Source organism: Flavobacterium foetidum, assembly GCF_004634245.1.
Taxonomy (GTDB): Bacteria; Bacteroidota; Bacteroidia; order Flavobacteriales; family Flavobacteriaceae; genus Flavobacterium; species Flavobacterium foetidum.
On record NZ_SJTF01000005.1, the window covers coordinates 275,937 to 300,790 of the forward strand.

At 34.6% G+C, this 24,854-nt stretch carries 23 protein-coding genes and 1 other RNA gene; 10 read left to right on the forward strand and 14 right to left on the reverse strand.

What is annotated here, in order from left to right; all coding sequences use genetic code 11:
* The first annotated feature begins 95 nt into the window (after positions 1 to 95).
* Positions 96 to 2,507, forward strand: a complete 2,412-nt coding sequence (locus tag E0W73_RS09040) for an alpha-ketoacid dehydrogenase subunit alpha/beta (RefSeq protein ID WP_135221759.1) — start codon at positions 96 to 98, stop codon at positions 2,505 to 2,507.
* A gap of 197 nt (positions 2,508 to 2,704) precedes the next feature.
* On the opposite strand, the gene kdsB is transcribed toward E0W73_RS09040, so the two are convergent.
* The 4 genes from kdsB to E0W73_RS09060 form a co-directional block, all read right to left on the reverse strand.
* Positions 2,705 to 3,439 (reverse strand): 3-deoxy-manno-octulosonate cytidylyltransferase, encoded by a 735-nt coding sequence (kdsB, locus tag E0W73_RS09045; protein WP_135221760.1) that lies wholly within the window; start codon positions 3,437 to 3,439, stop codon positions 2,705 to 2,707.
* A 65-nt stretch (positions 3,440 to 3,504) separates the two neighbouring features.
* Positions 3,505 to 4,068, reverse strand: coding sequence for a helix-turn-helix domain-containing protein (locus E0W73_RS09050; protein ID WP_135221761.1), 564 nt, complete (start codon positions 4,066 to 4,068; stop codon positions 3,505 to 3,507).
* 126 nt (positions 4,069 to 4,194) lie between these two features.
* Positions 4,195 to 5,025: a 4,5-DOPA-extradiol-dioxygenase gene (ygiD, locus tag E0W73_RS09055; protein ID WP_135221762.1), complete on the reverse strand. Its 831-nt coding sequence runs from the start codon at positions 5,023 to 5,025 to the stop codon at positions 4,195 to 4,197.
* Positions 5,026 to 5,176: 151 nt separating this feature from the next.
* Entirely contained in the window at positions 5,177 to 6,586 is a 1,410-nt protein-coding gene (locus tag E0W73_RS09060; RefSeq protein ID WP_135221763.1) for an ATP-dependent DNA helicase, read from the reverse strand.
* A gap of 298 nt (positions 6,587 to 6,884) precedes the next feature.
* On the opposite strand from E0W73_RS09060, the gene E0W73_RS09065 reads away from it, so the two are divergent.
* Positions 6,885 to 7,706, forward strand: a complete 822-nt coding sequence (locus tag E0W73_RS09065; RefSeq protein ID WP_135221764.1) for a DUF3822 family protein — start codon at positions 6,885 to 6,887, stop codon at positions 7,704 to 7,706.
* Complete coding sequence (locus tag E0W73_RS09070) at positions 7,703 to 8,308, forward strand: RsmD family RNA methyltransferase (protein ID WP_135221765.1); 606 nt, start codon at positions 7,703 to 7,705, stop codon at positions 8,306 to 8,308. Before E0W73_RS09065 ends, E0W73_RS09070 begins: the two co-directional genes overlap by 4 nt.
* A gap of 294 nt (positions 8,309 to 8,602) precedes the next feature.
* On the opposite strand, the gene E0W73_RS09075 is transcribed toward E0W73_RS09070, so the two are convergent.
* The gene (locus E0W73_RS09075) at positions 8,603 to 10,711 is read right to left on the reverse strand and encodes an outer membrane beta-barrel protein (RefSeq protein ID WP_135221766.1); all 2,109 of its coding nucleotides are present in this window, start codon (positions 10,709 to 10,711) and stop codon (positions 8,603 to 8,605) included.
* A gap of 223 nt (positions 10,712 to 10,934) precedes the next feature.
* Here E0W73_RS09075 and E0W73_RS09080 point away from each other — a divergent pair, with 223 nt between their 5' ends.
* Entirely contained in the window at positions 10,935 to 12,293 is a 1,359-nt protein-coding gene (locus E0W73_RS09080; protein ID WP_135221767.1) for a sensor histidine kinase, read from the forward strand.
* Between the two features lie 10 nt (positions 12,294 to 12,303).
* Positions 12,304 to 12,993, forward strand: coding sequence for a response regulator transcription factor (locus E0W73_RS09085; protein WP_135221768.1), 690 nt, complete (start codon positions 12,304 to 12,306; stop codon positions 12,991 to 12,993).
* Here the strand turns inward: E0W73_RS09085 and E0W73_RS09090 are convergent.
* The gene (locus E0W73_RS09090; RefSeq protein WP_135221769.1) at positions 12,986 to 13,630 is read right to left on the reverse strand and encodes a hypothetical protein; all 645 of its coding nucleotides are present in this window, start codon (positions 13,628 to 13,630) and stop codon (positions 12,986 to 12,988) included. The two genes, E0W73_RS09085 and E0W73_RS09090, sit on opposite strands and share 8 nt — an antisense overlap.
* Before the next feature lie 173 nt (positions 13,631 to 13,803).
* Here E0W73_RS09090 and E0W73_RS09095 point away from each other — a divergent pair, with 173 nt between their 5' ends.
* Positions 13,804 to 13,998, forward strand: a complete 195-nt coding sequence (locus E0W73_RS09095; protein ID WP_008467912.1) for a hypothetical protein — start codon at positions 13,804 to 13,806, stop codon at positions 13,996 to 13,998.
* Between the two features lie 125 nt (positions 13,999 to 14,123).
* Here E0W73_RS09095 and E0W73_RS09100 read toward each other — a convergent pair whose 3' ends face one another.
* Positions 14,124 to 15,227 (reverse strand): cation:dicarboxylate symporter family transporter, encoded by a 1,104-nt coding sequence (locus tag E0W73_RS09100; protein ID WP_449404039.1) that lies wholly within the window; start codon positions 15,225 to 15,227, stop codon positions 14,124 to 14,126.
* Positions 15,228 to 15,404: 177 nt separating this feature from the next.
* Positions 15,405 to 15,730, reverse strand: an RNA gene (gene rnpB / locus E0W73_RS09105) — RNase P RNA component class A.
* A gap of 125 nt (positions 15,731 to 15,855) precedes the next feature.
* Here rnpB and E0W73_RS09110 point away from each other — a divergent pair.
* A complete protein-coding gene (locus tag E0W73_RS09110; protein WP_135221770.1) occupies positions 15,856 to 16,149 on the forward strand; it encodes an SH3 domain-containing protein in 294 nt (97 codons plus the stop codon).
* Between the two features lie 214 nt (positions 16,150 to 16,363).
* On the opposite strand, the gene E0W73_RS09115 is transcribed toward E0W73_RS09110, so the two are convergent.
* Positions 16,364 to 16,738 (reverse strand): LysM peptidoglycan-binding domain-containing protein, encoded by a 375-nt coding sequence (locus E0W73_RS09115; RefSeq protein ID WP_135221771.1) that lies wholly within the window; start codon positions 16,736 to 16,738, stop codon positions 16,364 to 16,366.
* Between the two features lie 6 nt (positions 16,739 to 16,744).
* Positions 16,745 to 17,224 (reverse strand): BON domain-containing protein, encoded by a 480-nt coding sequence (locus tag E0W73_RS09120; RefSeq protein WP_135221772.1) that lies wholly within the window; start codon positions 17,222 to 17,224, stop codon positions 16,745 to 16,747.
* Positions 17,225 to 17,377: 153 nt separating this feature from the next.
* On the opposite strand from E0W73_RS09120, the gene E0W73_RS09125 reads away from it, so the two are divergent.
* The 3 genes from E0W73_RS09125 to E0W73_RS09135 all read left to right on the forward strand — a co-directional run bounded on the left by E0W73_RS09125 (position 17,378) and on the right by E0W73_RS09135 (position 19,893).
* Positions 17,378 to 18,034 carry a hypothetical protein gene (locus E0W73_RS09125; protein WP_135221773.1) on the forward strand — a complete coding sequence of 219 codons (657 nt, stop codon included), beginning with the start codon at positions 17,378 to 17,380 and terminating at the stop codon, positions 18,032 to 18,034.
* Between the two features lie 60 nt (positions 18,035 to 18,094).
* Positions 18,095 to 19,180 (forward strand): DNA polymerase III subunit gamma/tau, encoded by a 1,086-nt coding sequence (dnaX, locus tag E0W73_RS09130; RefSeq protein WP_135221774.1) that lies wholly within the window; start codon positions 18,095 to 18,097, stop codon positions 19,178 to 19,180.
* Between the two features lie 170 nt (positions 19,181 to 19,350).
* The gene (locus tag E0W73_RS09135) at positions 19,351 to 19,893 is read left to right on the forward strand and encodes a DNA polymerase III subunit gamma/tau (RefSeq protein WP_244248459.1); all 543 of its coding nucleotides are present in this window, start codon (positions 19,351 to 19,353) and stop codon (positions 19,891 to 19,893) included.
* Between the two features lie 47 nt (positions 19,894 to 19,940).
* Here the strand turns inward: E0W73_RS09135 and E0W73_RS09140 are convergent, their stop codons facing one another.
* From E0W73_RS09140 to E0W73_RS09155, 4 genes are all read right to left on the reverse strand, one after another.
* Entirely contained in the window at positions 19,941 to 20,519 is a 579-nt protein-coding gene (locus tag E0W73_RS09140; RefSeq protein ID WP_135221775.1) for an NAD(P)H-dependent oxidoreductase, read from the reverse strand.
* 427 nt (positions 20,520 to 20,946) lie between these two features.
* Positions 20,947 to 21,837, reverse strand: a complete 891-nt coding sequence (locus tag E0W73_RS09145) for a Ppx/GppA phosphatase family protein (RefSeq protein ID WP_135221776.1) — start codon at positions 21,835 to 21,837, stop codon at positions 20,947 to 20,949.
* 13 nt (positions 21,838 to 21,850) lie between these two features.
* Positions 21,851 to 23,944 (reverse strand): polyphosphate kinase 1, encoded by a 2,094-nt coding sequence (gene ppk1 / locus E0W73_RS09150; RefSeq protein ID WP_135221777.1) that lies wholly within the window; start codon positions 23,942 to 23,944, stop codon positions 21,851 to 21,853.
* A 5-nt stretch (positions 23,945 to 23,949) separates the two neighbouring features.
* On the reverse strand, positions 23,950 to 24,435 hold the full coding sequence (locus E0W73_RS09155) for a SixA phosphatase family protein (protein ID WP_135221778.1): 486 nt from the start codon (positions 24,433 to 24,435) through the stop codon (positions 23,950 to 23,952).
* Positions 24,436 to 24,854 lie beyond the last annotated feature (419 nt).

Genomic DNA, 24,854 nt, shown 5'->3' on the forward strand with positions numbered 1-24,854 from the left:
AAATAGAAATAATTAAATTATATTTAGTTTAAAGAATTATGATTATTGATTGTTTTTAAGTAATTTCGCAGTCTCAACATGACCCCTACATTATTATGATAACAGAAAAAAGCAATACTACATTAACCTTTGAAGATTTCAGAACGGAGGTTCTGAATGACTATAGAATAGCTGTAATAAGCCGTGAATGTAGTCTTTTAGGTCGTAAAGAAGTATTGACAGGAAAGGCTAAATTCGGAATTTTTGGCGACGGAAAAGAAGTACCGCAGCTGGCAATGGCCAAAGCTTTTAAAGATGGGGATTTCCGTTCGGGATACTATCGCGATCAGACATTTATGATGGCAATAGGAGAACTTACCGCCAAACAATTTTTTGCAGGTCTTTATGGTCATACCGATTTAGAATTTGACCCCATGTCTGCGGGCAGACAGATGGGTGGACATTTTGTAACACACAGCTTAAATGAAGACGGCTCTTGGAAGGATTTAACAAAACAAAAGAACTCAAGCTCAGACATATCGCCTACTGCTGGTCAGATGCCAAGATTATTGGGATTGGCACAGGCTTCTAAGATTTATAGAAATGTTGACGGAATCACTATTAAGGATAAATTTTCTGTTAACGGAGATGAAGTGGCTTGGGGAACTATAGGAAATGCAAGCACCTCTGAAGGTTTGTTTTTTGAAACTATAAATGCAGCGGGAGTTTTGCAAGTTCCAATGGTTATGAGTGTTTGGGATGATGAGTACGGAATTTCTGTTCATGCAAAACATCAGACAACCAAAGAAAATATTTCTGAGATCCTAAAAGGATATCAGCGCGATGAAGACTCTAAAGGTTATGATATTTTGCGTGTAAAAGGTTGGGATTACGCAGAATTGGTTTCAACCTACGAAAGAGCTGGTGCTATCGCGCGCGAAGAACACGTACCGGTCTTAATTCATGTTAACGAATTAACACAACCTCAAGGACATTCTACATCTGGATCTCACGAACGTTACAAAAGTGCTGAAAGACTTGCGTGGGAAAGAGAATTTGACTGTATCAGACAAATGAGATTGTGGATGATTGCCATCAATATCGCATCTCCTGAAGAATTGGCAGAACTTGATTTTCAGTTGAAAAAAGAAGTTCTTGAAGCCAAAAAAGAAGCTTGGAACGAATTTATCAATCCGATTATTGAAGAACAAAAAAATCTTTTAGCATTGCTGGAGCAGATTGCCGAAGCGAGCATTAACCATAAAGAAAGAATTAAAAAATTAATTTCGGAACTGAGCGCTATTAAAGCTCCTTTAAAAAAGGAAATTTTAGTATATGCTCGAAAAATACTTCGTTTTATAGAAGTTCCGAACAGCAGAACGCTTTTATCGAATTGGATTACAAGATTTCTGAACGAAACTCAAGAGAAGTTCAGTAGTAATCAGCATTCTGAGTCGGCTCAAAATGTATTTTCCGTACAAAAAGTACTACCTAAATATGCAGAGAACGCAAAACCGGATTTAGACGGACGCATGATTCTTCGCGACAACTTTGACGCTTTATTCAGCAAATATCCAGAAACCCTGATTTTTGGTGAAGATGTTGGAAACATTGGCGATGTTAACCAAGGGCTTGAAGGAATGCAGGAAAAATATGGAGAACTTCGTGTTGCCGATGTCGGAATTCGTGAAGCTACCATTATTGGTCAAGGAATCGGAATGGCATTGAGAGGCCTTAGACCGATTGCCGAAATTCAGTATCTCGATTATTTGTTGTACGCTATTCAGATCATGAGTGATGATTTAGCTACTTTACAATATAGAACTGTTGGAAAACAAAAGGCTCCGTTGATCATCAGAACTCGTGGCCACCGTTTAGAAGGCATCTGGCATTCTGGTTCTCCGATGGGTATGATCATCAATGCAATTCGCGGCATCCACGTTTTAGTTCCGAGAGACATGACTCAGGCCGCAGGATTCTACAACACTCTTTTAGAATGCGACGAACCTGCTTTGGTTATCGAATGTCTGAACGGTTATCGCTTAAAAGAAAAAACACCTCTTAATTTTGGTGAATTCAAAACGCCGATTGGAGTTGTCGAAACTTTAAGAGAAGGTACCAATATTACTTTGGTTTCTTACGGATCGACATTAAGACTAGTGCAACAAGCGGCAAACGAGCTTTCTGAGTTAGGAATTGATTGCGAAGTTATCGACATTCAGTCTTTGCTGCCATTTGATGTAAACAAAGATATTGTCAAAAGTATTGCAAAGACCAATCGTCTTTTGGTTATTGATGAAGATGTGCCAGGCGGTGCTTCTGCTTTCATTTTACAGCAGATTTTAGAAGAACAGGACGCTTATAAATATTTAGACAGCAAACCGCAAACGCTAACTGCAAAAGCGCACAGACCCGCATACGGAACAGACGGCGATTATTTCTCTAAACCTTCTGCAGAAGATATTTTTGAGAAAGTCCACAGTATGATGAATGAGGTTAATCCTTCTAAGTTCCCTAGTTTATATTAAGATTTTAGCATGTTTTAGATAGTAAAAAAGCTCCAAGATTTTTGGAGCTTTTTTTGTTATTTAACCTTTCAACTTTGTCAAAGTTTTAAACTTTGACAAAGTTCTTTACGCAATCTTTGTCGAGCTACTTACGAAGATTTCTACTTCGTTGGAATGACAAGATTGTGAATATTGATTACACAATTAACAATTATTAATTAAAGATCTTTCAACATCGCTCTAGCTCGCTCTAAATCTTCAACGGTATCGATTCCAATTCCGACATGGTTTGTTTCTACCATTTTGATGCGTTTTCCAAACTCTAGATATCGTAATTGCTCTAACTTTTCAGAAGCTTCCAAAGTTTTCATCGGAAGGCTGTAAAAATCCAACAAAGCTTCTTTTCTAAAGGCATAAATACCGATGTGCTGAAAATATCTCACTCCGACATTTTTCTCTCTTGGATACGGAATTACAGAACGCGAAAAATACAACGCAAATTGCGACTGATTTACGACAACTTTCACATTATTCGGATTATTGATTTCATCTTCATTTGTGATTTCACGCATGAGCGAAGCCAAATCAATTTTCTTTTCGGGGTCATTTTTAAATACCGACAAAACCTGTTCTAGCGGTCCAGCTTCTGTAAAAGGTTCGTCTCCTTGCACATTTACCACGATATCAACATCCAGATCAGCAACAGCTTCGGCAATTCGGTCGCTGCCCGATTCATGTTCTTTGATGCTCATAATTGCTTTTCCGCCATTTGAAACGATTTCATCAAAAATCAAATCAGAATCGGTTACTACAAACACATCATCGAAGAGTTTTGTCGAGACCGCTGCTTCGTAGGTTCTTAAAATTATTGTTTTGCCTCCCAGATCCTGCATCAATTTTGCAGGAAATCTTGTTGATGCGTATCGTGCCGGAATAACCGCTATTATTTTCATTTTATAGTTCAATTTTAAATCCTAACAAATATACTATTCAGAAAGAGCTTTCTAAAATATATTTTTTAAGATATCAATTTTATGAGTTTTGGATAGAATTGCTGTGTTTTGTCGTACTTTGTTTTTATTGCAGAGACCACCGCTAAAATTATATTCAGAATATACAACGCGATAAAAACATACACCGAAATATGATTTTCATCGAAGTGCATTATTTTAGATAAAGAATAAATTATTATCGAAATGAAAGCAAAGAATGTCCAAATTATTTGAAAATTAAGAAGGTTCGCTCCCGTTTCTTTTAAGCCGATTATTTTATCTTTTTTTGTCAACCATAATATCAAAGGCAAAACAATGTTTCCAATCGGAATGACTAAAAACGCCAGCACCGAAAGGTGAAATATTACTAAGTAATTTTGATCTTCTTGTTTTCCATAATCTAAAATATCCTCCGCATTTAGATCCAATACTTCGCAAATGAGGTTTAGAGTTTTTCCGCGTGGTTCGCTTTCGTCGTTTTCAATTCTTTGAATTGTTCTTAAATTCACTTTAGAGAATTCAGCCAATTCTTCTTGAGACATGCCTTTTTTCTTTCTTACTTCTTTAATTTTTTTTCCAATTTCGTTCATAATCAATTTTGATTTATTGTTTGCGCAAAACTACTTTTGAAATGTTCGATTTTATAACGGTTTATTTACGGCATTTTTACGACATTCTTGTCAATACTTTGATTTTATTGATTTTACGATTTACAATTACATAATTTTTACCGAAGTCATACTCAACGAACCCGCGAGCAATTTATCATTAAACAAAGTTAAATCGTCTGTTTTATCTTTTAAGCCCAAAGTATACAACAACGGAAGATAATGTTCTGGCGTTGGCACTGCCAATTGAACCGCTTTACTTAATTTTTCAAAATTAATCAACGGCTGAAAATCACCATTCAACAAATAATCATTTACCGTTTGTCGCGCCTCTATTGCCCAGTCGTAACCGTAATTGTCTTTATCAAAATTTCTGAAATCGACCAATCTCAAATTGTGCACAATATTTCCGCTTCCGATAATCAAAACTCCTTTGTAACGAAGTGCTTGCAGTTTCTGAGCGAGTTCAAAATGATATTGGCCCGATTTTGTATAATCTATACTGAGCTGAATTACAGGAACATCAGCATTTAGATACAAATGTTTGATTACGCTCCAAGCTCCGTGATCCAGTCCCCAATGCTCGTCTAGTTCGACCGCAACAGGATCTAAAATCTTTTTCGTTTCAACAGCCAATTCCGGACTTCCTTTTGCAGGATATTGTACATCAAAAAGCGCTTGCGGAAAACCTCCAAAATCATGAATTGTTCTCGGCATTTGCATTGATGTCACTTTTGTTCCGTTTGTAAACCAATGCGCCGAAATACACAAAATGGCATTTGGCTGCGGTAGCGTTTTCGCCAAATCACGAAAGCCAGCCACAAACTGATTTTCTTCTATGGCATTCATCGGGCTTCCATGTCCTAAAAACAAAACCGGCATTTTATCGGTATTCGAAAACGTTGAAGAAATCGAATGTAAGTCGTTTAGTGTTGTCATTTTATAAAAGTTTTTCTTGCCACAGATTAAAAAGGATTAAAAGATTTTTTAGCTGCGTTTAAATTTCTCTTGGAGATTTTGCGACTTAAACTGATTAATCAATTTAAAAATGAATAAATCTGTGAAAATCCTTATAATCTGTAACTAAAGTTTACTCTTCGAAACTATCGTCTTTAAAGCCTATCAAATATAACTTATTTTTGGCTCGTGTCATTGCGGTATAAAGCCATCTGATGTAGTCTCGATCTATTCCGTCTGGCAAATACGGTTGTTCGATAAAAACTGTATTCCACTGGCCTCCCTGCGATTTATGGCACGTTATGGCATAGGAAAATTTAACCTGAAGTCCGTTGAAATATTCATTATCTTTTACCTTTTGAAATCTTTTATATTTCGTTGGTTCGTCTTCATAATCCTTCATCACTTCTTCGTACAAACGATTTGATTCTTCATATGTCAAAGAAGGCGATTCACTCTTCAGCGTATCCAAAATCAAAACCGTTTCAAAAGGTTTTTGATCAGGATAATCGACCATTCTAATTTTTACTTTGGCAAATGTAAATCCGTATAATTCTTTAATTCCGAAAAGCTCTAGGACTTCAATAATATCTCCGTTGGCAATAAATCCGGCCTCATCGGTTTCTTTCAGCCAGAAATAATTATTCTTTACTACCATCAAAAAATCACCTACCGAAAGTTCACTTTCCTTAAACAAAATTCGGCTTCTAATCTGTTCGTTGTACTGATTCGCTCTTTTGTTTGAACGTACGATAAAAGCCGTATCTTCGATACTGTAATTACTGTAGGCCATATTGATTGCATCCTGAATATCATAACCGTCTGTTAAACGAACAATATCCTTAAACTTCTTGACATTGAATCTGAATTCGGTCAAAAAACTCTCTTTCAGCAATTCACGCAGTTCAGTAGCATTGTATAAAATCCCTGAACTTTCTTCCTGACGCATAACTTCGTCGAGTTCGATATGCTCAATTTCTTTGCTGTAATGAAAACCCAAAGTTTCAATATCTAAAGCCGGACTAACATCTAAGTTGACAGGCGGAAGCTGAGCCGTATCTCCCAAAAGAATCATTTTGCAGTTTTGCCCAGAATACACATAATTAATCAAATCATCTAAAAGGGAACCGCTGTCTAAAGTACTGTCTGAAATCATCGAAGCCTCATCGACAATAAAAATGGTGTTTTTATGTTTGTTTGCTTGTTTTGTAAAAGCTATTCCGCCACCAGAAGATTTTTTGGGAAAATATATTTTTTTATGAATAGTAAAAGCGGGATTGTTCGAATAATTGGCAATTACCTTAGCCGCACGTCCTGTTGGCGCCAGCAATACATACTTTTTATTGATTTCGCTTAAATTATTTACAATGGTCGAAATAACGGTAGTTTTTCCTGTTCCCGCATATCCCTTTAAAACGAAAATAGTGTCATTTTGTGGTTCGGTTAAAAAAATGGCGATTTTTTGAAAAAAGATATCCTGTTTGTAAGTCGGTGGAAAAGGAAATCTTTTTTGTAAAATACCGTAAAAAAGTGCTGAATTCATAAGGAAAATTTGAAATACAAAGTTCGCTTTTTTTAATGAGAAGAACAATTAGAATGTAAATAGCAAAAATAAAATCAAACCATATAAGTAATATAAGTTCATTTAAAAACAAACAACTTAAATTGACTCACATTCCTTATATGGTTCATAAAAATTATTGGTAATGTAACGTCTTCCTAACTTTACTTCAGAATTGTTTTTTGAAATTGCAATTATTATTGTTCCTTTTTAATTTGTAAGTTTGTGACGCCTAAAATTCTTTCTTGATTTAAAACAGGTAACGAATTGTAAATCAACTATGTCATTACACAATACTAACATTACTTCAAAAAATTACAAAAAGCTTTCTATTCAGGTTTCACTGACAGGATTTACATTCTGCTGTTTTGATACTTTAAATAATATCATAACCACTTTTAGAGAAGTTCTGTTTGACACTTCAAACAAAACAACAAAAATAGAAGATTTGTATGCTCAGGCATTTAAAAATCATCCTCAATTAAAAGACACTTATGACGAAGTAATGGTGATTCACAGCAATAATCTTTCAACTTTTGTACCTGCTGCATTATTTGACGAAAATTATCTAGGAAGTTATCTCCAATATACCACCAAAGTATTCGAGACCGACTTTTTTACCTTTGATTATATTGCAAATTATCAGATGAATTCGGTTTATATTCCGTATATCAACATAAATAATTTCCTGATTGACAACGTGGGATCTTTTGACTATAAACATGCCAATAGCATTTTGGTCGAAAAAATTCTGGACAATTCGCGAAATAATGATGATAAAAAAATGGTTGTTAATTTCAATCCCGGAAATTTTGAAATTATTGTCGTGCAGAATCAAAAGTTGCTGTTATTTAATTCTTTTGAATACCATAATCCTGAAGATTTTATTTATTATATCTTGTTTACAGCAGAACAATTGAGCCTGAATCCCGAAAGTTTCCAGCTTGAATTATTAGGAACAATTACAGAAAATGACCCATTCTATGCGATTGCTTACAAATACATCCGTCATATTTCGTTTATGGATGTCAGTGCATTGCAGGAAAGAAACAGTTTTACAACCGCTCAAAATCAAAAACATTATATCTTATTTCAATCATGAGAATTATTTCAGGAAAATACAAAGGGCGCCGCATTTTTCCGCCAAAAAACTTGCCTGTTAGACCAACGACTGATATGAGCAAAGAAGCATTGTTTAATGTTTTGAACAACCATTTTAACTTTGACAGCTTAAAGGTTTTGGATTTATTTTCTGGAACCGGCAATATCAGCTACGAATTTGCTTCTCGCGGCAGCGCGCCAATAACTTGCGTTGATGGTGATTTCGGGTGCGTAAAATTCATCAAACAGGTTTCATCAGAATTTGATTTTGATATTGCGGCAACTAAAAGCGACGTTTTTAAATTTCTAGACAACTGCAAAACAACTTACGATATTATTTTTGCTGATCCTCCGTACGGACTTGATCAAGCTACTTTTGAAAAAATCGTTTTAACGGTTTTTGAAAGAGAATTGCTAGAAGACGACGGGATGATGATTATCGAACATTCTAAATACACCAAACTTGAACATATGAGTAATTTTTCTTTTCAAAGAAGTTACGGCGGTTCGTATTTTAGTTTCTTTGAACTGAACTCTACCGATGACGATGAAGAATTACCGCATGATATTTCAAAGAAAGATTCTGAAGAAGACGAAGGTTAATCTATATTAATTCTCAAATTTTAAAATCCCAAACTCCAATTTTCCCGAAGCTCGGGATGGAATTTGGGATTTTAAAGTTTTAGAGTTTAAACTCGTTGGTGAAATTATTTTCAACACATAGAAACATAGTTTAACTAAACTTAAAAAAGGCGTTTCACTAGTCTAAATGCACATAGTTTAGGTATGTGTGGAAACTTGTTTCTTCCATTTTCTTTTTTCGGCACAAAAAACTATGCCTCTATGTGTTAAAATGCTTTTATTTTTTAATTAACCCAACGGGTTAGAGTTTAAATCTTATTTGATTCTGTTTTCATTTTCATCGACTTTCTTTTCTTTGAATTCACTTTCTTTTATTTTTCCAAACGTATAACGAACGGCAATCGAAAATTCTCGCGCATCTACCAAGTATTCTGACTTTGAATTGACATCGTTTATTGCCAATTCTTCCTTATAAATTGTACTTCTAAAAATATCGTTAAAGCTCAAAGTGCAATTCCAATTTTTAAATGTCTTGGCCAAAGACATATCCATTATAAAATTTGCGCCGTGTTGGTAAATTCCCTTGTATTGTTTTGTTGCTCCCCACCAGCCTAATACAAAACGATAGCCATTGGTTAAATCAAATTCGTTGTTGGAATAATAATAAATGTATGGTTTCGAAGCCATAAAAACGGCTGCCTTATCTTCTACTTTTTCTGCAAAAAAGACCAATGAGTTTGCTGTAGTCCAGAATTTATATTTGAAAGGAAGTTCAAAATCAAGACTAATTCCGCTTTCTCGATTAAAATTAACTTCAGAAATAGTCAAAATATTGGTTTTTGCATCAAAGATAAAACTAGAATACATCGGATTTTTAACCTGATAGCAACTCAGTTTAACCGTTTTGTCATGATATTGAAAAGTGCTCGAGATTTCGTTTACAAAAGCAGGCCCCAGGTTTATGCTGTTTCCGTACACAAAATAAGGATTTATATAAGTTGAAATTTTGTTTAGAGAAGAGTAATTTGGGCGTACAATATACTTGGCATAATTTAAACTAACATTTTTGGTACTGTCAACAGGAAATGTAAACTGTGCTTTCGGAAATAGGTTGGTATAATTTCGATCAACAGAAGGTGTTGCATCGTACTGAAATCTGCCGATAACAGAAGTATTTTCTAGTCGCAGTCCAACAGAAAAATCAATCTTTTTTATCTTTCCTGAAAGCTGCGTGTAAAAAGCTGTGTTTTTTTCTTTAAAATGATACTGCATCAGTCCGTTTTGATTTTCATGATAATCAAAAATAGAAGCGTCTGATTTAGAAACCGCCTGCGAAAACAACCCTCCATATTCCCAATTCATTTCGTTTTTAAACTTCTTTTCTAAATCGGCTCTGCCTGAAAAAACATCGACATTAAATTTCTGATTACGGTTTTGTGCTAATTGAAATTCGGTTTGGTTAAAATTGTTTGCAACCAAACTCCACAAATACTGATTCAGATTAGAATACTGAAAACCAGCAAACAACTTTGTGTCTATAGCTTTTATTTTTTTTGAATAATTCAGAAAAGAATTCACAAAATTCTTTTTACTGGAATTGTCAATTGATGTCAAAACATCGTTTTCATCTTCCTTAGTTTTATTATAGGTAGATGTCGTAATCGGAAAAGTATCGTCTTGAAGTCTACCATTTACATTGAATGAAAAATAATCGTCTTCGTTTATTTTATAAAACAATCCCGCTCCGAAAACATATTTATGCCTTTTGGTAGCAGCAAAAACATTATAATTGGAAACAATAGAAGCTTGTGGAATTTCATAATCAATGCCGTGACTTTCCCAAGGATTCAAGCGATTGTAATTGAAATTGGTTTTAAATTCTAATTTATTCTTTTTAAAGTTCGAATTGAAACCTAAAAAATTATTGTAGTTCTTTCTAAACGAAGCCACTTCGGAAATCTCGGTTCTAAAACTATCTTTTTTACTCAATTTTCTTGTAATCAAGATAACTGCACGACCAGCCGCTTCATATTTTGAAGAGGGGTTCTGAATGATTTCGATTGTTTTAATGTCTGCAACTGATAAAGCATTCAAATCGTTCATTTCTGCTTTTTGATTGTCAATATAAATTAGCGGATTTCCTTTTCCTACGAGTGTAATATTTTCGCGATCAGAACTTATCTGTACTAAAGGCAGTTTCGCCAGCAAATCTAACGGATTCGGGATTGCGCTGTAAACAGAATTCGCAACATCAACCTTTATATTTCCGTTAGTATTAGTAAATATTTTTTTGTCCTGCTTAATCACAACTTCCTGCAGTTTGTTTGAAATACTGTCTCGTGGAGTTTCGTTTTGTGCATTTCCGATTAAGGAAAATAAAAATGTGTAAACAATAATTAAAATTTTCAACAGATAGATCTTCATTTTTAGATGTTTTAATAGCGTACGCAAAAATGAAACAGAAACGGCTGTTTGAAAGTTAATTGAAGGTTAATCGGGAGTTAATCTGATTTTTGTGTTTGAAAAGCTTTATTTTTGAAGTACAAAATTTACACAAGAATTTTATGAATTAAAATGGCTTAGAATCTCGCATAGATTTAGCAAATTTTTGACTGCTAAATTTGCGAGAAAAAAACATCTATAATTAATGAAGCAAAGAATCAATTTATTAATCTCGTTTTCTGTAATCGCACTAATTGTGTTGATGACAGTACAATGTTATTTGGTAAAAACGGCTTATGAATACAAAGTGGCACAGTTTCATACCGAAATCAAAAACGAAATTGCTTCAATCACCAATAATTATAGCGATATCGATTCGGTTTTTATTTCCCGTAAAGAAGCGCTTTATAAAAAATTGTCTGAAACCTATTTAAAAGAAAACAAGGACAAATCTCAAATTCGAAAAAGTATTGTCGAGAATCAATTTCGTAATGACGTTACCCAAAAAATCAAACTGAAATTTGAACGCGAACTCCCAAACCTGAAAATCGATTTTGCGATTGTGCTCAATAAATTCATTTTATATAAAAACGCACAGCAGTCAGATACTATTTTTTCTGAAAAACCCTTTATTCAAAACAAATTATACGGCAATCTTTCTTCGTTGAACCAGGCATTTTTAGTTCGCAATTATGTCGGGACAACCAATGCAAAGCTGGCCGGACAAGATTATAGATTATTGACAGAAGATTCTATGTACGTTTCGGTTGTCGATTGGGAGATGATTATTTTAAGGCGAATGACATTTATTCTTATCCTGTCCTTATTGTCAATACTGACTTTAATTAGCCTTTTTGTAATTGCAATCAAAGCGCTTATCAAACAGAAAAAAGTAAATGAAGTCAAAACCGATTTCATCAACAATATTACGCACGAACTCAAAACACCTTTGACGACTTTAGGGATTTCTACTAAAATCCTAGAGCGAAAAGACATTCGTGAAAACGAAGAGAATTTCAATGCTGTTGTCAAGACTATTTCGCGCCAAAACAGTCGTTTACAGAGTTTAATCGATCAGGTTATGGCAAACTCCCTTGCCGAAAACCAAATCGAATTGCACAAAGAAAAAGTCAATGCCACAACTTTCTTGTCGCAGATTATAGAAGATTTTAAGGTCGCGTATCCCAATATTGCAATTGAGACAGATTTTGGAACTCAAAATACGTCTTTGACATTAGATCAGTTTCATCTCACCACTGCGCTTTTAAATGTATTGGAAAATGCTGTGAAATACGGTTCAGATAAAATTACCATTAAAACCAGACTGCATCAGAATCAGTTTTCTGTAAGCATAGAGGATAACGGAATCGGAATTGCAAAAAACAAACAAGCTTTGCTTTTCGAAAAATTTTATCGTGTAGAACAAGGCAATCTTCACAATACCAAAGGACTTGGTTTAGGGTTGTATTATGTAAATCAAATTATTAAGGCACATCAAGGTTCTATTGCTGTAATAAGCGATTTAGGAAAAGGCGCTGCATTTACTATTGTATTAAACGTTTAATTAGAAGATTTTGAAAAGATTACTATTAGCCGAAGACGATTTTGATTTTGCTACGATACTAAAACAATATCTAGAACTGCATCAGTATGAGGTAATCTGGGCGGAAAATGGAGAAAAAGCCTTGGAATTATTCAAAGATCAAACTTTTGATATTTGTGTTTTTGATGTAATGATGCCAAAACTCGACGGATTTTCTTTGGCAGAAAAAGTAATCAAAATCAATCCCGAAATTCCATTTGTTTTTCTCACCGCAAGAAAACTAAAAGAAGATAAAATCATCGGTCTCAAACTTGGCGCCGACGATTACATCATAAAACCATTTGAAGCCGACGAACTGATTTTGAGACTTCAGAATATCTTAAAAAGAATTGAACAAAAGAGAATCTTAAACGGAAACAATATCATTGAAATCGGTTCGTATATTTTTGACAATGAGCGTTTGACTCTCCATCATAAAAATCATACACAACAGCTTACAGAAAAAGAAGCTGCTCTTATTGAGTATTTGTATCTTAATCATAATCAGTTATTAAAAAAAGATCAGATTCTTATGTCTGTCTGGAAAAAAGACGATTATTTTTCGGGACGAAGCATGGATGTTTTTATCAGCAGACTTAGAAAATATTTCAATTCTGATCCAAAAATCAGTATCGAAACTACTCGTAATATTGGTTTAGAATTTAGAATAAAGTCTACTTAAGTCTTTTTACACCAAAGTAATATTTAATTTCTATTCCGTAAACACCAAGATTGTCAGTTGGTTCGCTGCTTGGATTTAATTTGTCAAAAGCTTGAGAAACCCGAATCGAATTATAACATAGATTAAATGCCATCGCATTGGAATACCAAGTGTTAAAATTAAGAACAATTCCGATTCCGATTCCAAAATTATGCTGAGACATTGATGTGCTTCTTTCTGTTGTGCGAGAACCCAATTGCCCAGTTGTATTTATTTTTTCTGTCGCATTAACTAACGAAAAAGTATATTTTGGCATAATCTGCAGGTATGCACTTTCACTCTGTTCGCCTAGTGCAATTTTAGGCGTAAAACTAAAGTTTACGGTAGAAAAAGTTTTATCGGGATTATCTGCTGTATTAGAATAAACATTGTTTTTAAACTTTCCGAACATATAATTGGCTTCTACTTCTGGAAGCAAAAAATCGAAAAGTTTATATTCTGCACCTGCAGAAAAGCTCATTGCGGGCGACGATTGCAAATCTTTTTCAAAAGAATACAAATGCAAAAAACCTCCTAATCCTACAAACGGTCGTCGTTCTTGAGCGTTACTATTAACTGTAGTAAATAGAAAAACAAAAAGTAAAATAATTTTTCGCAATGTAAGAATCAAATTGTTTGTGGCAAAAATAGCGTTTTAGCGATACGCAAAACATTTCTTGCAAAAAAAATTTTAAAAAAAAGGAGTGCAAAAAATATAATTTTAGGAATCAATTCTATAATACATTAGAAATAAATTGATTATAAATTTGAGTAATTTTAAAACTAAAAGTCATGAATCTAAAACGCTTTTTTGGAGGCTTATTGACAATCCTCGGAATTGTCGGCCTTATCTATACCGCCGTTATTTTTGCCGGCACATCTGGAGAAACCAGAGATATCAAATCACTTATCATATACGGAATATTAGGAATTGTCTTTTTCATGTCGGGAATCAGCCTGGTTCGAACTACAAAAGACGAATCTTAGTTTTTCTTTCTACTGCAAAGGCACTAAGATATAAAGTTTTTTCTCTCACAGATTTAGCAGATTTGGCAGATACGAAATCTAATACATCTGCTAAATCTGCTGGAAAAACTAAAATACAATCAAATTTATTCTTCAGAATTATTTAAATCAAGTTCTGTAAAATCTCTTTCTGTTTTGGATATTATGATGGTTGCGACTGTATTTCCTATTAAATTAGTTATCGCTCTAGCTTCGCTCATAAATTTGTCGACACCCAATAAAAATGCTAGACCTTCAACCGGAATTTTATGTAAGGCTGTTAAAGTCGACGCCAAAACAATAAAACCGCTTCCGGTTACTCCCGCTGCGCCTTTAGAAGTAATCATCAGGATTCCGATAACGGTGAGTATTTCAAAAAAACTCAAATGCACATCATACAACTGGGCTATAAAAAGCACCGACATCGAAAGATAAATCGAAGTTCCGTCGAGATTAAAAGAATATCCGGTCGGAATTACCAATCCCACAACCGATTTACTGCATCCCATTTTTTCCAATTTTACCATGATACTGGGCAGAGCAGCCTCAGAAGATGAAGTCCCGAGAACGAGCAAAAGTTCTTCTTTGATGTATTTTAAAACAGATAAAATACTGATTTTATAATATTTCAAGATACTTCCTAAAATCAAGAAAACAAAAAGAGCCATTGTCAAATAAACGCACAACATCAGTTTTCCTAACGGAATTAATGTTGCCAAACCAAATTTCCCAATTGTATATGCCATGCCGCCAAATGCACCAATTGGCGCTAGATACATCACGTATTTTAAGCCAAAGAAAACAACCTTAGAAAAACGCTCTAAAACCAAAATAGTCTGTTCTCGTTTCTTATAAAAGTTCAAAGCAATTCCGCAGACAATCGCTGCCAACAAAACCTGAAGCGTAAAATTGGATAAGAAAAATTCCAACCACGAAAAATGTTCTGAAGCTCCTTTTGTATATTGGCTCGCATCGCCAAAAGTCAGACTCGATTTATCAATTTTTCCAGGTTTAAATAAATACGCCACAGCAACTCCTATTGCTAGAGCAACGGTCGAAACTATTTCGAAATAGGTTAATGCTTTTACGCCAATTCGTCCTACTTTTTTTAGGTTGCCCATTCCAGAAATCCCTAAAACGATTGTCAGGAAAATAATCGGGCCTATAAAAAGTGAAATCAGTTGAATAAATTTCTTTCCTAGAAATTCCATTTTTAACACCGTTTGCAGGCGAAAAATGACCAAGCAAAACTCCCGCAATAATGGCCACCAAAACCCAAAAAGTAAGATTGGTCACTATAGCATGAAAAACGCTTTTATTGGCTTTTGGAGAAGAATTTGAATTGGAAATATTCATGAAAATGGGTTAAGATAGTTTCACAAATATATAAAAAATGCAGACCTATAAGCCGGATTCTGTCCCCGATAAATCGGGGCCTTATCATTTATCTAGATCCCGAATTACTTCGGGACTCAATCTACCTACCCTTCGGCAACGGACGAGAAGCCCTTAAATGCCGATATACTTGGTATTTCACCGCATAGAGTTTACCTGGTTTCACTACAGCCTTACCTGTACATACTTTCTGCTGCACTTGTCCTAATCCCGATAACAAGTTATCGAGACCGACGGGCGTTACCCGCTATGCTTCTCTGTGGTGTCCGGACTTTCCTCCCTTCCGATGAATCGGAACGACGATAAGGCGGTCTGCTCGGCAAAAGTACAATTTTATCGCTTAACTATATTGGTTTTAAATTTCTGTTTTTAGTGAATTTATTCTAACATTTTAATTTTAAATTGGTTATCTTTAAGATTCTATAATTTTTAAATTCAGTTATCATGAAAAGAATGTATCATTACGCAACTGTTTCAAAGGCTTTAGATCAATTGAATGAAAAAGGATTTACATGCGATTTCAATCGAAATGCAGACATGATCAAAAAAAATCCTGAGAAATTTGAAATTGTTCATGTGTATCGATACGAGGGGGAATCGGACCCGGCGGATGAGGCAGTTGTTTACGGAATTAGGTCAGTCAATGGCAAAAAAGGGGTTTATGTCGCTGGTTTTTCAGCCGATTCAGATCAGGAAACCGCAAAATTTTTATTTGATTTAAGCATTAGAGGAAGATAGTTTAGTACTCCTCAGTTCTATCATTTCGACGAAAAAACAAATTGCTTTCGTCGAAATGATAAAACTAAAATTTATCCCTCAAACCTTCCCTCTGAAAGGCTAAATTCAATACAATTTTAAAAATTCCTAGCGATATTGAAGTATTTCTTCCCATAACATCTTCAAATTTTGTATAAAAAAAGCCCTACTTTTAAGAGGGCTTTGAAATAATAACTTATAATGTTCTGGGTATTTTCAGCTTCCATCCCGGCTGAATCAAATCGGGATTGGAAATAATATCTTTATTGGCTTCAAAAATATCCTGCCAAGAAACCCCATAAGCTTTTCCTATTTTTGAAAGAGAATCTCCAACTTCAACAGTATATTCGCTTGTTGCTCCTTTTCCAACCTCGATATTCATAACCAAATCTGCCGATCTATAATCTGGATCTATCTTATTGTACAAATCCCAAAGTTTGTCTTTGTCAGCAGCCACTTTTGCTGTACCGTCAATATACAGTACACTATTTTCTTCACGAACCTGCAAATCTGTTATCCCTAGTTCTGCAGCCAAGTCTGTTACTTCTCTATATTTATCCTGTAAACCCATACCACCTTATTTTACAATTAATTTGTTATCAACTTTCTGAGGGCGCAGTTCCTGTAAGCTCTGCATTAACGGCTGTAGTTTTTCCCTTTTAATTTCACCCGAAAGCGTTACTACGCCGCCAACAACAGTCGCACTAACACCATCATACGCATCTACAACTTTGTGAACAGCTTTATCTAATTCATTATCCGGATTGACAACCACTGCTGCAGCAGCTGGCTCTTGATTGGCTCTTGCTAGCTCACAGGTATTTACAACCGATTTTACCCCTTTTGTTCTTCTAACACTTTTTTCTATATTTTTTTTGAAGGCTTCGTCTTCGCAAGTTCCTGTTATCGTGGCAACTCCATCGTGTACAGTAACCTGCACTTCTGGAGTATCGGCTAATTTCTCATTGATTTCTTTCTGTATATCTGCATCTTTAGGACTACAAGCAACAAGCGAAATCGCAAGGGCCATGCTCAATAAAATTGATTTCATTTTCATAATACTATTTTTTAATAATTAACAATTCTAAAATTAAATCAATTAAGTATCAAAAGATTATATGATCCTGATGCGGTTTTACAAGGTTTCCAGTAGATTTAAAAAAAGAATAGAAAAAAAAGAGTATCATTGTAAGTCTTTTTTATAAATACTATGAAATTCAGATACGCTTTACTTTTCACATTTCTTTTAATCTTTAATTACTCTTATTCTTGTGAATGCAAGCCAATCGAGAGAGAAAACATGGCGGAAGTAGGATTAAAGTACGAAATTGCATTTTACGGAGAAGTCATAAAAGTAGATTCAATTAAAAGAATATATACATTTAGAATCATAGAACTCTTTAAAGGAAATTACAATTCTCGCTTTATTACCCAAAAGTATTCTGGTAATTGTTCTGTTACTCCATCTCTAAAAGAACTATGGATTGTTTATGCTAAATTTAATGACGATAAAACTATCGAAGTGAGCGGTTGTTCTCCAAGTGCTGGATTGAAACTTTATGGGAGCAATTCCATACCACCTCCGCCAGAAATCAAAAACTCTCAAAAGATAGAGGATCAAATAAGAACATTGTCTTTTTATGCTTGGGATCTCAAACTTGAAAATCGAAATTTACAGGATTGGATCTACCAATTAGAGAAGTTAAGAATCTATAAAAAAGCGCAAAAAGAAAATTCTGATAAAGAAAAAACAGAAACAAAACTAGAAACTTACAGCCAATACATCATCATTTCTTTGATAGTCAACATCGTATTATTTCTAAGTTTACTCTTAGTTCTGTTAAAGAAAAAGAAATTCTCCAAATAACTGAAATCGGTTTTAAACAACGAAACAAAAGTCATATATTTGCTATCGAATTAAAAGAATATGGAACAATTTGTAGTATCGGCTCGTAAATATCGTCCACAGACATTTAAGGATGTTGTGGGGCAGAAAGCCATTACCAACACTTTGCTGAATGCCATAGAAACCAATCACTTGGCTTCTGCTCTTTTATTTACAGGACCACGTGGAGTTGGAAAAACTACTTGCGCGCGTATTTTGGCAAGAAAGATAAATCAGCCTGGATATGATGATCCTACCGAAGATTTCGCATTTAACGTTTTTGAGCTAGATGCTGCTTCCAACAACTCGGTCGATGATATCCGTAACCTTATCGATCAGGTTCGAATCCCGCCACAGACCGGACAATACAAAGTATATATTATTGACGAGGTTCATATGTTGTCTTCGGCTGCTTTTAATGCTTTCCTAAAAACATTAGAAGAACCACCAAAACACGCTATTTTTATCTTAGCGACAACAGAAAAACATAAAATACTACCAACGATTTTGTCTCGCTGTCAGATTTTTGATTTCAAAAGAATTACGGTAAAAGATGCCAAAGAACATTTGGCAGATGTTGCCGAAAGCCAAGGAATCAATTTTGAGGATGATGCGTTGCACATTATTGCTCAGAAAGCAGACGGAGCCATGCGTGATGCTTTGTCTATTTTTGACCGTGTAGTTTCGTATTGCGGCACGAATTTAACTCGTCAGGCTGTAACCGAAAACCTCAATGTTTTAGATTACGAAACCTATATTTCTGTTACGGATTTGATTCTGGAAAATAAAATTCCGGAACTGTTGATTGCATACAACGATATTCTCGCAAAGGGTTTTGACGGGCATCATTTTATTGCTGGTCTCGCTTCTCACTTTAGAGATTTGTTGGTAAGCAAAACGCCTTCTACAATCGCATTGTTAGAGGTGGGCGAACAAGCACAGCAAATGTATGCTGTTCAGTCTCAAAAATGCTCTCAGGAATTTTTACTAAAAGGAATCGACATTGCGAACGACTGCGATTTAAAATATAAACTAAGTCAGAATCAGCGACTTTTGGTTGAATTATGTTTGATGCAATTGGCCTCTATCAGCTTTGATGGAGAAAAAAAAAAGCTGAGCAATTCATAATTCCGCCGACTTATTATAAAAATGGAAGTTTTTCGATTACCGAAGTTCCAAATTTAAAATCTCAAAATCAGAATACCGAAGTCCGAAATCCAAATTCTGAACAGGAAAATTCAAATTCAGAAACCCCGACTTCAGCTGCAGAAAATAAGGTAACTGCCGAACAGAACAGTGTGGAGAATACAGCATCCGAAACTAAACCGAATGCAATTCAAAACGAGCAGCCTGCGGTTCAAAATTCAGACAATACACCAAAAGTTTCCGCTTTTTCGCTTGCAAGTATACGCAAGAAAAAGGAAATGCTTGAAAGCAGCAAATCGTATGTTAAGCCATCTTCTGTTTTACCGACCGAGGAATTTAATGAAACCGATATGCGTCTTCACTGGAATAAATATGCAGAACGTTTGGGGCAAAAAGGGTTTAAGATCATGGAATCTATCCTACTGATAAATGACCCCGTTTTGGACGGAACCCGAATTACGTATGAATTGCCAAATGAGGGTTCTAAACTGGAGTTTGAAAGCCAGATGAATGGTCTTCTAGGACATTTAAAAGGACATCTTCATAATCATGACATTACGATCGAAGTAATCGTAAACGAAAAGGCCGAAACCAAAAGAAGTTACAACAATCAAGATCGTTATAATCGTTTCTTAGAAATAAATCCAAACATTGAACTTTTACGCTCAACATTTGGATTGGAATTAAAAGAATAGATTTTTAGCATCGTTATGTCTTGCAGATTTTCGTATGCAGTGAAAAACTATTCGTTTTTAAGTCCAAAATTATGGACTTTTTCAAGCCATTTTTTTCTTTGCTCTTCGGTCGAGTTTTTCACAATTCCGATATAACTTACTTTTACGGGTTTTATTCCGCAAAATTCTAAAGTTGATTTTTTGAGCTGATTGACGCTTGGCCTTCCAAAAAACAATCTATAATACCAGCCTGGTTGATCTAAAGTCGTGATAATGTGTGCTGATTTTCCTTTTAGTAATTTATCCCACCAAACAGAATTTTCTCTGTACTGAAAAGCCATTCCCGGCAAAAACAATCTATCTATAAATCCTTTTGTAATTGCTGGCAATCCTCCCCACCAAACAGGATGTATCCAAACTAAATGGTCTGCTCTTTTTATTTTTTCCCACGATTCCAATAAGTCTGGCTCCAATTCGGTTCTTTTTTGATAACCAAATTTGAGATTTGGATTAAAATTTAAATCAGCAATTGCGATTGTTTCAACTTGCGTTCCAGAAGCAATTGCACCGTTTTTATAAGCTTCAGCAAGTCCGAAATTGAAACTTTGAGGATTTGGGTGTCCGTTTATAATCAGTATTTTTTTCATATTCATGTTTATCCAAAAATACCTTTCTTTTGATTTTTTTTACTGGACAAATGTCCTGAAAATTGTTGATTTTTTTTATCGAAGCTTCTTCAATTAACTTAAAATCATTGCGCAAATCAGTCTAAATCTTTGTTGATTTTTAGCTCTCGCAGATGCTGCAGATTGGGCAGATTTTTTGAATTAACTTAAAATCTCTATACTTATCTGTCTAAATTCTCACGAATTTTTATCTCTCGCAGATTGTGCAGATTCTGGAGATTTTGTCATACTATAAAATCAAGCAGATTTCTAAATTTAGTAAATTTTGAATAAAAAATCTGCACAAACCAGCATAAATCCTTAAAATCTGCGTGAAATGACATTAGGCAATTGGTGAATTATTTTGCCTGCTGTTGCCGTTAATTTTTGCGATTAAAAAGATAAAAAATTAAATCTTACCGTAATACATTGCCTTTACGATACCATCTGAAAGTCCGATTTTTGGAACGTAGATTTGGCGCGCGCCGCTCCATTTCATTGCGTTCAGATATATGCGTGTTGCGTGAATGATAACGTCGGCACGGTCGGAATTAAGTCCTAATTCGGCAATTCTTTGTTCGTAAGTCAATGAATTTAAGAATGCGTACTGTGAATTGATATAAATGTACGAAAGCGGTTTTTCCTGCTGTTTGCCCGACATTTTAAACAATTTATTGATATTTCCTCCAGAACCAATCAATGTAACTTCGTCAAAATCTTTGGTGTTTGTTTTTATCCACTTTTCAATTTCATCCCAAACCACATCGTGAACCATATTATTCAGCAAACGAACAGTTCCAGCCTTAAAAGACCTGGAAGTAATCATTTTTCCGTCAGAGAATAAAGTAAATTCTGTGCTTCCCCCTCCAACATCTACAAATAGATACGTTTCGTCTGTTTTTAGCAAATGGTGCAAATCGGTAGAAGCAATAATGGCCGCTTCTTTTTTTCCATCGATTATTTCGATTTTTATATCGGCTTTTTTCTTAATTAAAGCAACAACTTCTTTTGCATTATAAGCTTCGCGCATTGCCGAAGTCGCAAAAGCCATATATCGTTCTACTTTATGAACTTTCATTAAAAGGTTGAATGCTTTCATCGCATCAACCATTCTATCTATATTTTCTTCTGATATTTCTCCTACCGTAAAAGCGTCCTGACCCAGACGAATCGGCACACGCACAAGGGAACTTTTATTGAATTGAGGTTCCTTGCCCGGCTGTTCTACAACATTCGATATCAGAAGCCTCATGGCGTTTGAACCAATATCTATTGCTGCATATTTTTTAATCGTAATCATGCTCACTTATGATTTATTTTACTGTTTTTAAATTTGCGCGCTCAGCAACTTCTTCGATCAGCTGAATCTTTTTTTCGTAATATTTATAGGTTTCTAGCTGTGCCCTAAAAGGTGCATGATGGTTTCTAGGCTTGTATTTATTATCTAATTTATAAGAATGATATCTGACTTTAACATTTCCTTTCCAAGCAATATTAAAATTATCAATCAGTTCCTTTTTAATTTCCAAATCATAAATCGGACATGTTACTTCTACTCTTCCATCTAGATTTCTGGTCATAAAATCAGCAGACGAGATATAGACTTCTGTTAATCCAGCATTTCCAAAAATATAAACGCGCGAATGTTCCAGATAGTTGTCTACAATACTTATAGCTTCTATATTCTCACTCATACCCGGAATTCCGGGAATAAGCGAACAAATTCCCCTAACCTGAAGCTGGATTTTTACTCCCGCATTACTCGCTTCGTAAAGCTTATCAATCATTTTAAAGTCTGATAAACTATTCATTTTTAACTTGATATGTGTTTTTCTTCCTGCCAAAGCATGAAGAATTTCACGATCAATTAATTTTATAAATTTTGTTCTTGTATAATGTGGCGACACAATCAAATGCTTGTATCGGTGAACTCTATAATTGATATCGAAAAATTCAAATATTTTGGATGTATCTTTCAAAATACCCTGATGACAAGTAAGAAGCGTTACATCTGTATAAATCTTAGCCGTAGATTCGTTGAAGTTTCCTGTTGATATAAATCCGTAACGACGATTTTTTCCGTCTTCAAGCCTTTCGATGACACAAATTTTACTATGAACTTTAAGGCCTTTTATCCCAAAAATCAGCTCAATCCCTTCAGTTTGCATTTGTTCGGCATACGAAATATTCGAAGCTTCGTCAAAACGCGCCTGAAGCTCGATTTGCACTACTACTCTCTTCCCATTTTTTGCAGCATTGATCAACGAACTGATAATCTGCGAATTCTTAGCCAGACGATACAGCGTAATCTTGATGCTGGTTACTTTTGGGTCTAATGCTGCTTCACGCAAAAATTTTGTCAAATAAGAAAATGACTGATATGGAGCGTGTACAAGATAATCTTTTTTGGAGATTTTTTCTAGAATACTCCCGTCCAGACTTAAGCCTGGAACCGGCAGCGGTTCATTTGGCTTGTATAATAAATCGTAGCGCCCTAGATTAGGAAAACTCATGTAATCACGTCGATTATGATACCTTCCACCTGGAATTATACTATCCGTTTCAACGATTTTCATTTTCTCCAAGAAAAAATGCAGTGTATCGTCTTCGATTTGACTGTCATAAATAAAACGAACGGGCTCTCCAATTCGGCGGTCTTTTACAGATGAAGCAATTTTTTCGAGCATACTTTTACTCAAATCGCTATCTATATCCAATTGTGCGTCGCGGGTAATTTTAATCATGTGTGCCGAAACGCTCTTAAAATCAAATATATTGAAGATGCTTTTTAATTTATATCGTATTACATCATCAATTAGGATCACGTATTGTTTTTCATCTTCTGACGGAAGAACGACAAATCGGTTAATGTTTTTCGGAATTTCGATTAAAGCGTAACGTATCTCTTCATTAGCCAATTCCAAACGAACTGCTAAATAACCAAGCGTATCCTTTAGAACAGGAAAAACAGCCAAATCGTTCAAGATAATTGTCACTAGCTCAGGACTTAGCTTTTGCATATAAAAATCCTTCAGGAACAATTCTTGTTTTTGCGTAATCTGAGTTTCGTTTATGATGAAGATATTTTCGGATTCCAGTTCAGATTCGATATTTCCTAAAATTCGAAGGCTTTCGGACTGTTGCTGAATTACGATTTCAGTAATATCCTTAATTAATTGATGCGCAGAAATACCACCTAAATATTTTTCGCCCGAAATTCCAGAAAGACTTAATCTTCGAATAGCAGCATATCGAACTCTAAAAAACTCATCTAAATTGTTTGAAAAAATTCCAACAAAACGAAGTCGGTCCAAAAGAGGAACGGTATTATCTGCCGCTTCCTGAAGCACTCTTGCATTAAACGCTAACCAGCTTTTTTCTCTATCGATATATTTCTGTTCGTACACTGTATTTATTTTAAGTCTTTGGGGAATATAGTTTTATTGGTTTTGCCTTTATCGATTGAGTCCCAACTGTCCGAGTCGAATTGCAATGATACAAAGCCAGAAGTTGGTACATTATCGATAAAAACATCTCCAAATTTATTAACAAAATTTGTAATAGCCTCGTTATGCCCGAAAAGAATAACGCTTTCTAAACTATTATCACACGATTTAATAACCTTTTCGAGTTGCCTCTCATCAAAAGTATATAAATCGTCTCTGAAAACTATGCTTTCAAGAGGATAAGAAATGTTTTGTGCAAAAATTAAAGCGGTTTCGGATGCTCTTGCCGCAGAACTGCTCCAAATTATGTAGGTTTTTGGGAGAAATTTAGAAATATGTAAAGAAACAGTATGTGCATCGAGAATCCCTCTTTTCATTAATGGTCTGTCAAAATCTTTTAAAGGTGCTTCCCAGCTTGATTTCGCGTGACGTATCAAAATTAAATTTTTCATAAGCAGAAGGTTTAGAACCTCAAAGACGAAGCTCACATTTTATTAAGTTTCTAATTTACAAAAGTTATTTTAATACCTGCTGATTTTTTATTTCTGTTAACAATTGTCACAAATTTAACAAGAATAAAGAAATCTTAAAATATTAACATTTTGAAAATAAATTCTTCCTTTTTTTTAAGTTAAAGTTTTTCATCTATTAAATCAGACATTTAGTCGATAGTGTAAAACAAATTTATAACACGACATAAAATAATGATTTACAGTAATTTAATTTAAAATAAATTTGAAAATCCGATTTTTTTAGAAGTTAAATTTTAGGATTAAAAGAGTTAAAAAAAAGTTTTATTGAGGTAACATTTTACTAAAAAAATGTCGTTGAACGAGTTTTTATGTTAGTTACAGATAAAAAAATACAATCT

Coding starts and splice junctions, on each gene's coding strand:
- E0W73_RS09040 (WP_135221759.1), top strand. CDS start 96: ATGATAACAGAAAAAAGCAATACTACATTAACCTTTGAAGATTTCAGA.
- kdsB (WP_135221760.1), bottom strand. CDS start 3,439: ATGAAAATAATAGCGGTTATTCCGGCACGATACGCATCAACAAGATTT.
- E0W73_RS09050 (WP_135221761.1), bottom strand. CDS start 4,068: ATGAACGAAATTGGAAAAAAAATTAAAGAAGTAAGAAAGAAAAAAGGC.
- ygiD (WP_135221762.1), bottom strand. CDS start 5,025: ATGACAACACTAAACGACTTACATTCGATTTCTTCAACGTTTTCGAAT.
- E0W73_RS09060 (WP_135221763.1), bottom strand. CDS start 6,586: ATGAATTCAGCACTTTTTTACGGTATTTTACAAAAAAGATTTCCTTTT.
- E0W73_RS09065 (WP_135221764.1), top strand. CDS start 6,885: ATGTCATTACACAATACTAACATTACTTCAAAAAATTACAAAAAGCTT.
- E0W73_RS09070 (WP_135221765.1), top strand. CDS start 7,703: ATGAGAATTATTTCAGGAAAATACAAAGGGCGCCGCATTTTTCCGCCA.
- E0W73_RS09075 (WP_135221766.1), bottom strand. CDS start 10,711: ATGAAGATCTATCTGTTGAAAATTTTAATTATTGTTTACACATTTTTA.
- E0W73_RS09080 (WP_135221767.1), top strand. CDS start 10,935: ATGAAGCAAAGAATCAATTTATTAATCTCGTTTTCTGTAATCGCACTA.
- E0W73_RS09095 (WP_008467912.1), top strand. CDS start 13,804: ATGAATCTAAAACGCTTTTTTGGAGGCTTATTGACAATCCTCGGAATT.
- E0W73_RS09100 (WP_449404039.1), bottom strand. CDS start 15,227: ATGGAATTTCTAGGAAAGAAATTTATTCAACTGATTTCACTTTTTATA.
- E0W73_RS09110 (WP_135221770.1), top strand. CDS start 15,856: ATGAAAAGAATGTATCATTACGCAACTGTTTCAAAGGCTTTAGATCAA.
- E0W73_RS09115 (WP_135221771.1), bottom strand. CDS start 16,738: ATGGGTTTACAGGATAAATATAGAGAAGTAACAGACTTGGCTGCAGAA.
- E0W73_RS09120 (WP_135221772.1), bottom strand. CDS start 17,224: ATGAAAATGAAATCAATTTTATTGAGCATGGCCCTTGCGATTTCGCTT.
- E0W73_RS09125 (WP_135221773.1), top strand. CDS start 17,378: ATGAAATTCAGATACGCTTTACTTTTCACATTTCTTTTAATCTTTAAT.
- dnaX (WP_135221774.1), top strand. CDS start 18,095: ATGGAACAATTTGTAGTATCGGCTCGTAAATATCGTCCACAGACATTT.
- E0W73_RS09140 (WP_135221775.1), bottom strand. CDS start 20,519: ATGAAAAAAATACTGATTATAAACGGACACCCAAATCCTCAAAGTTTC.
- E0W73_RS09145 (WP_135221776.1), bottom strand. CDS start 21,837: ATGATTACGATTAAAAAATATGCAGCAATAGATATTGGTTCAAACGCC.
- E0W73_RS09155 (WP_135221778.1), bottom strand. CDS start 24,435: ATGAAAAATTTAATTTTGATACGTCACGCGAAATCAAGCTGGGAAGCA.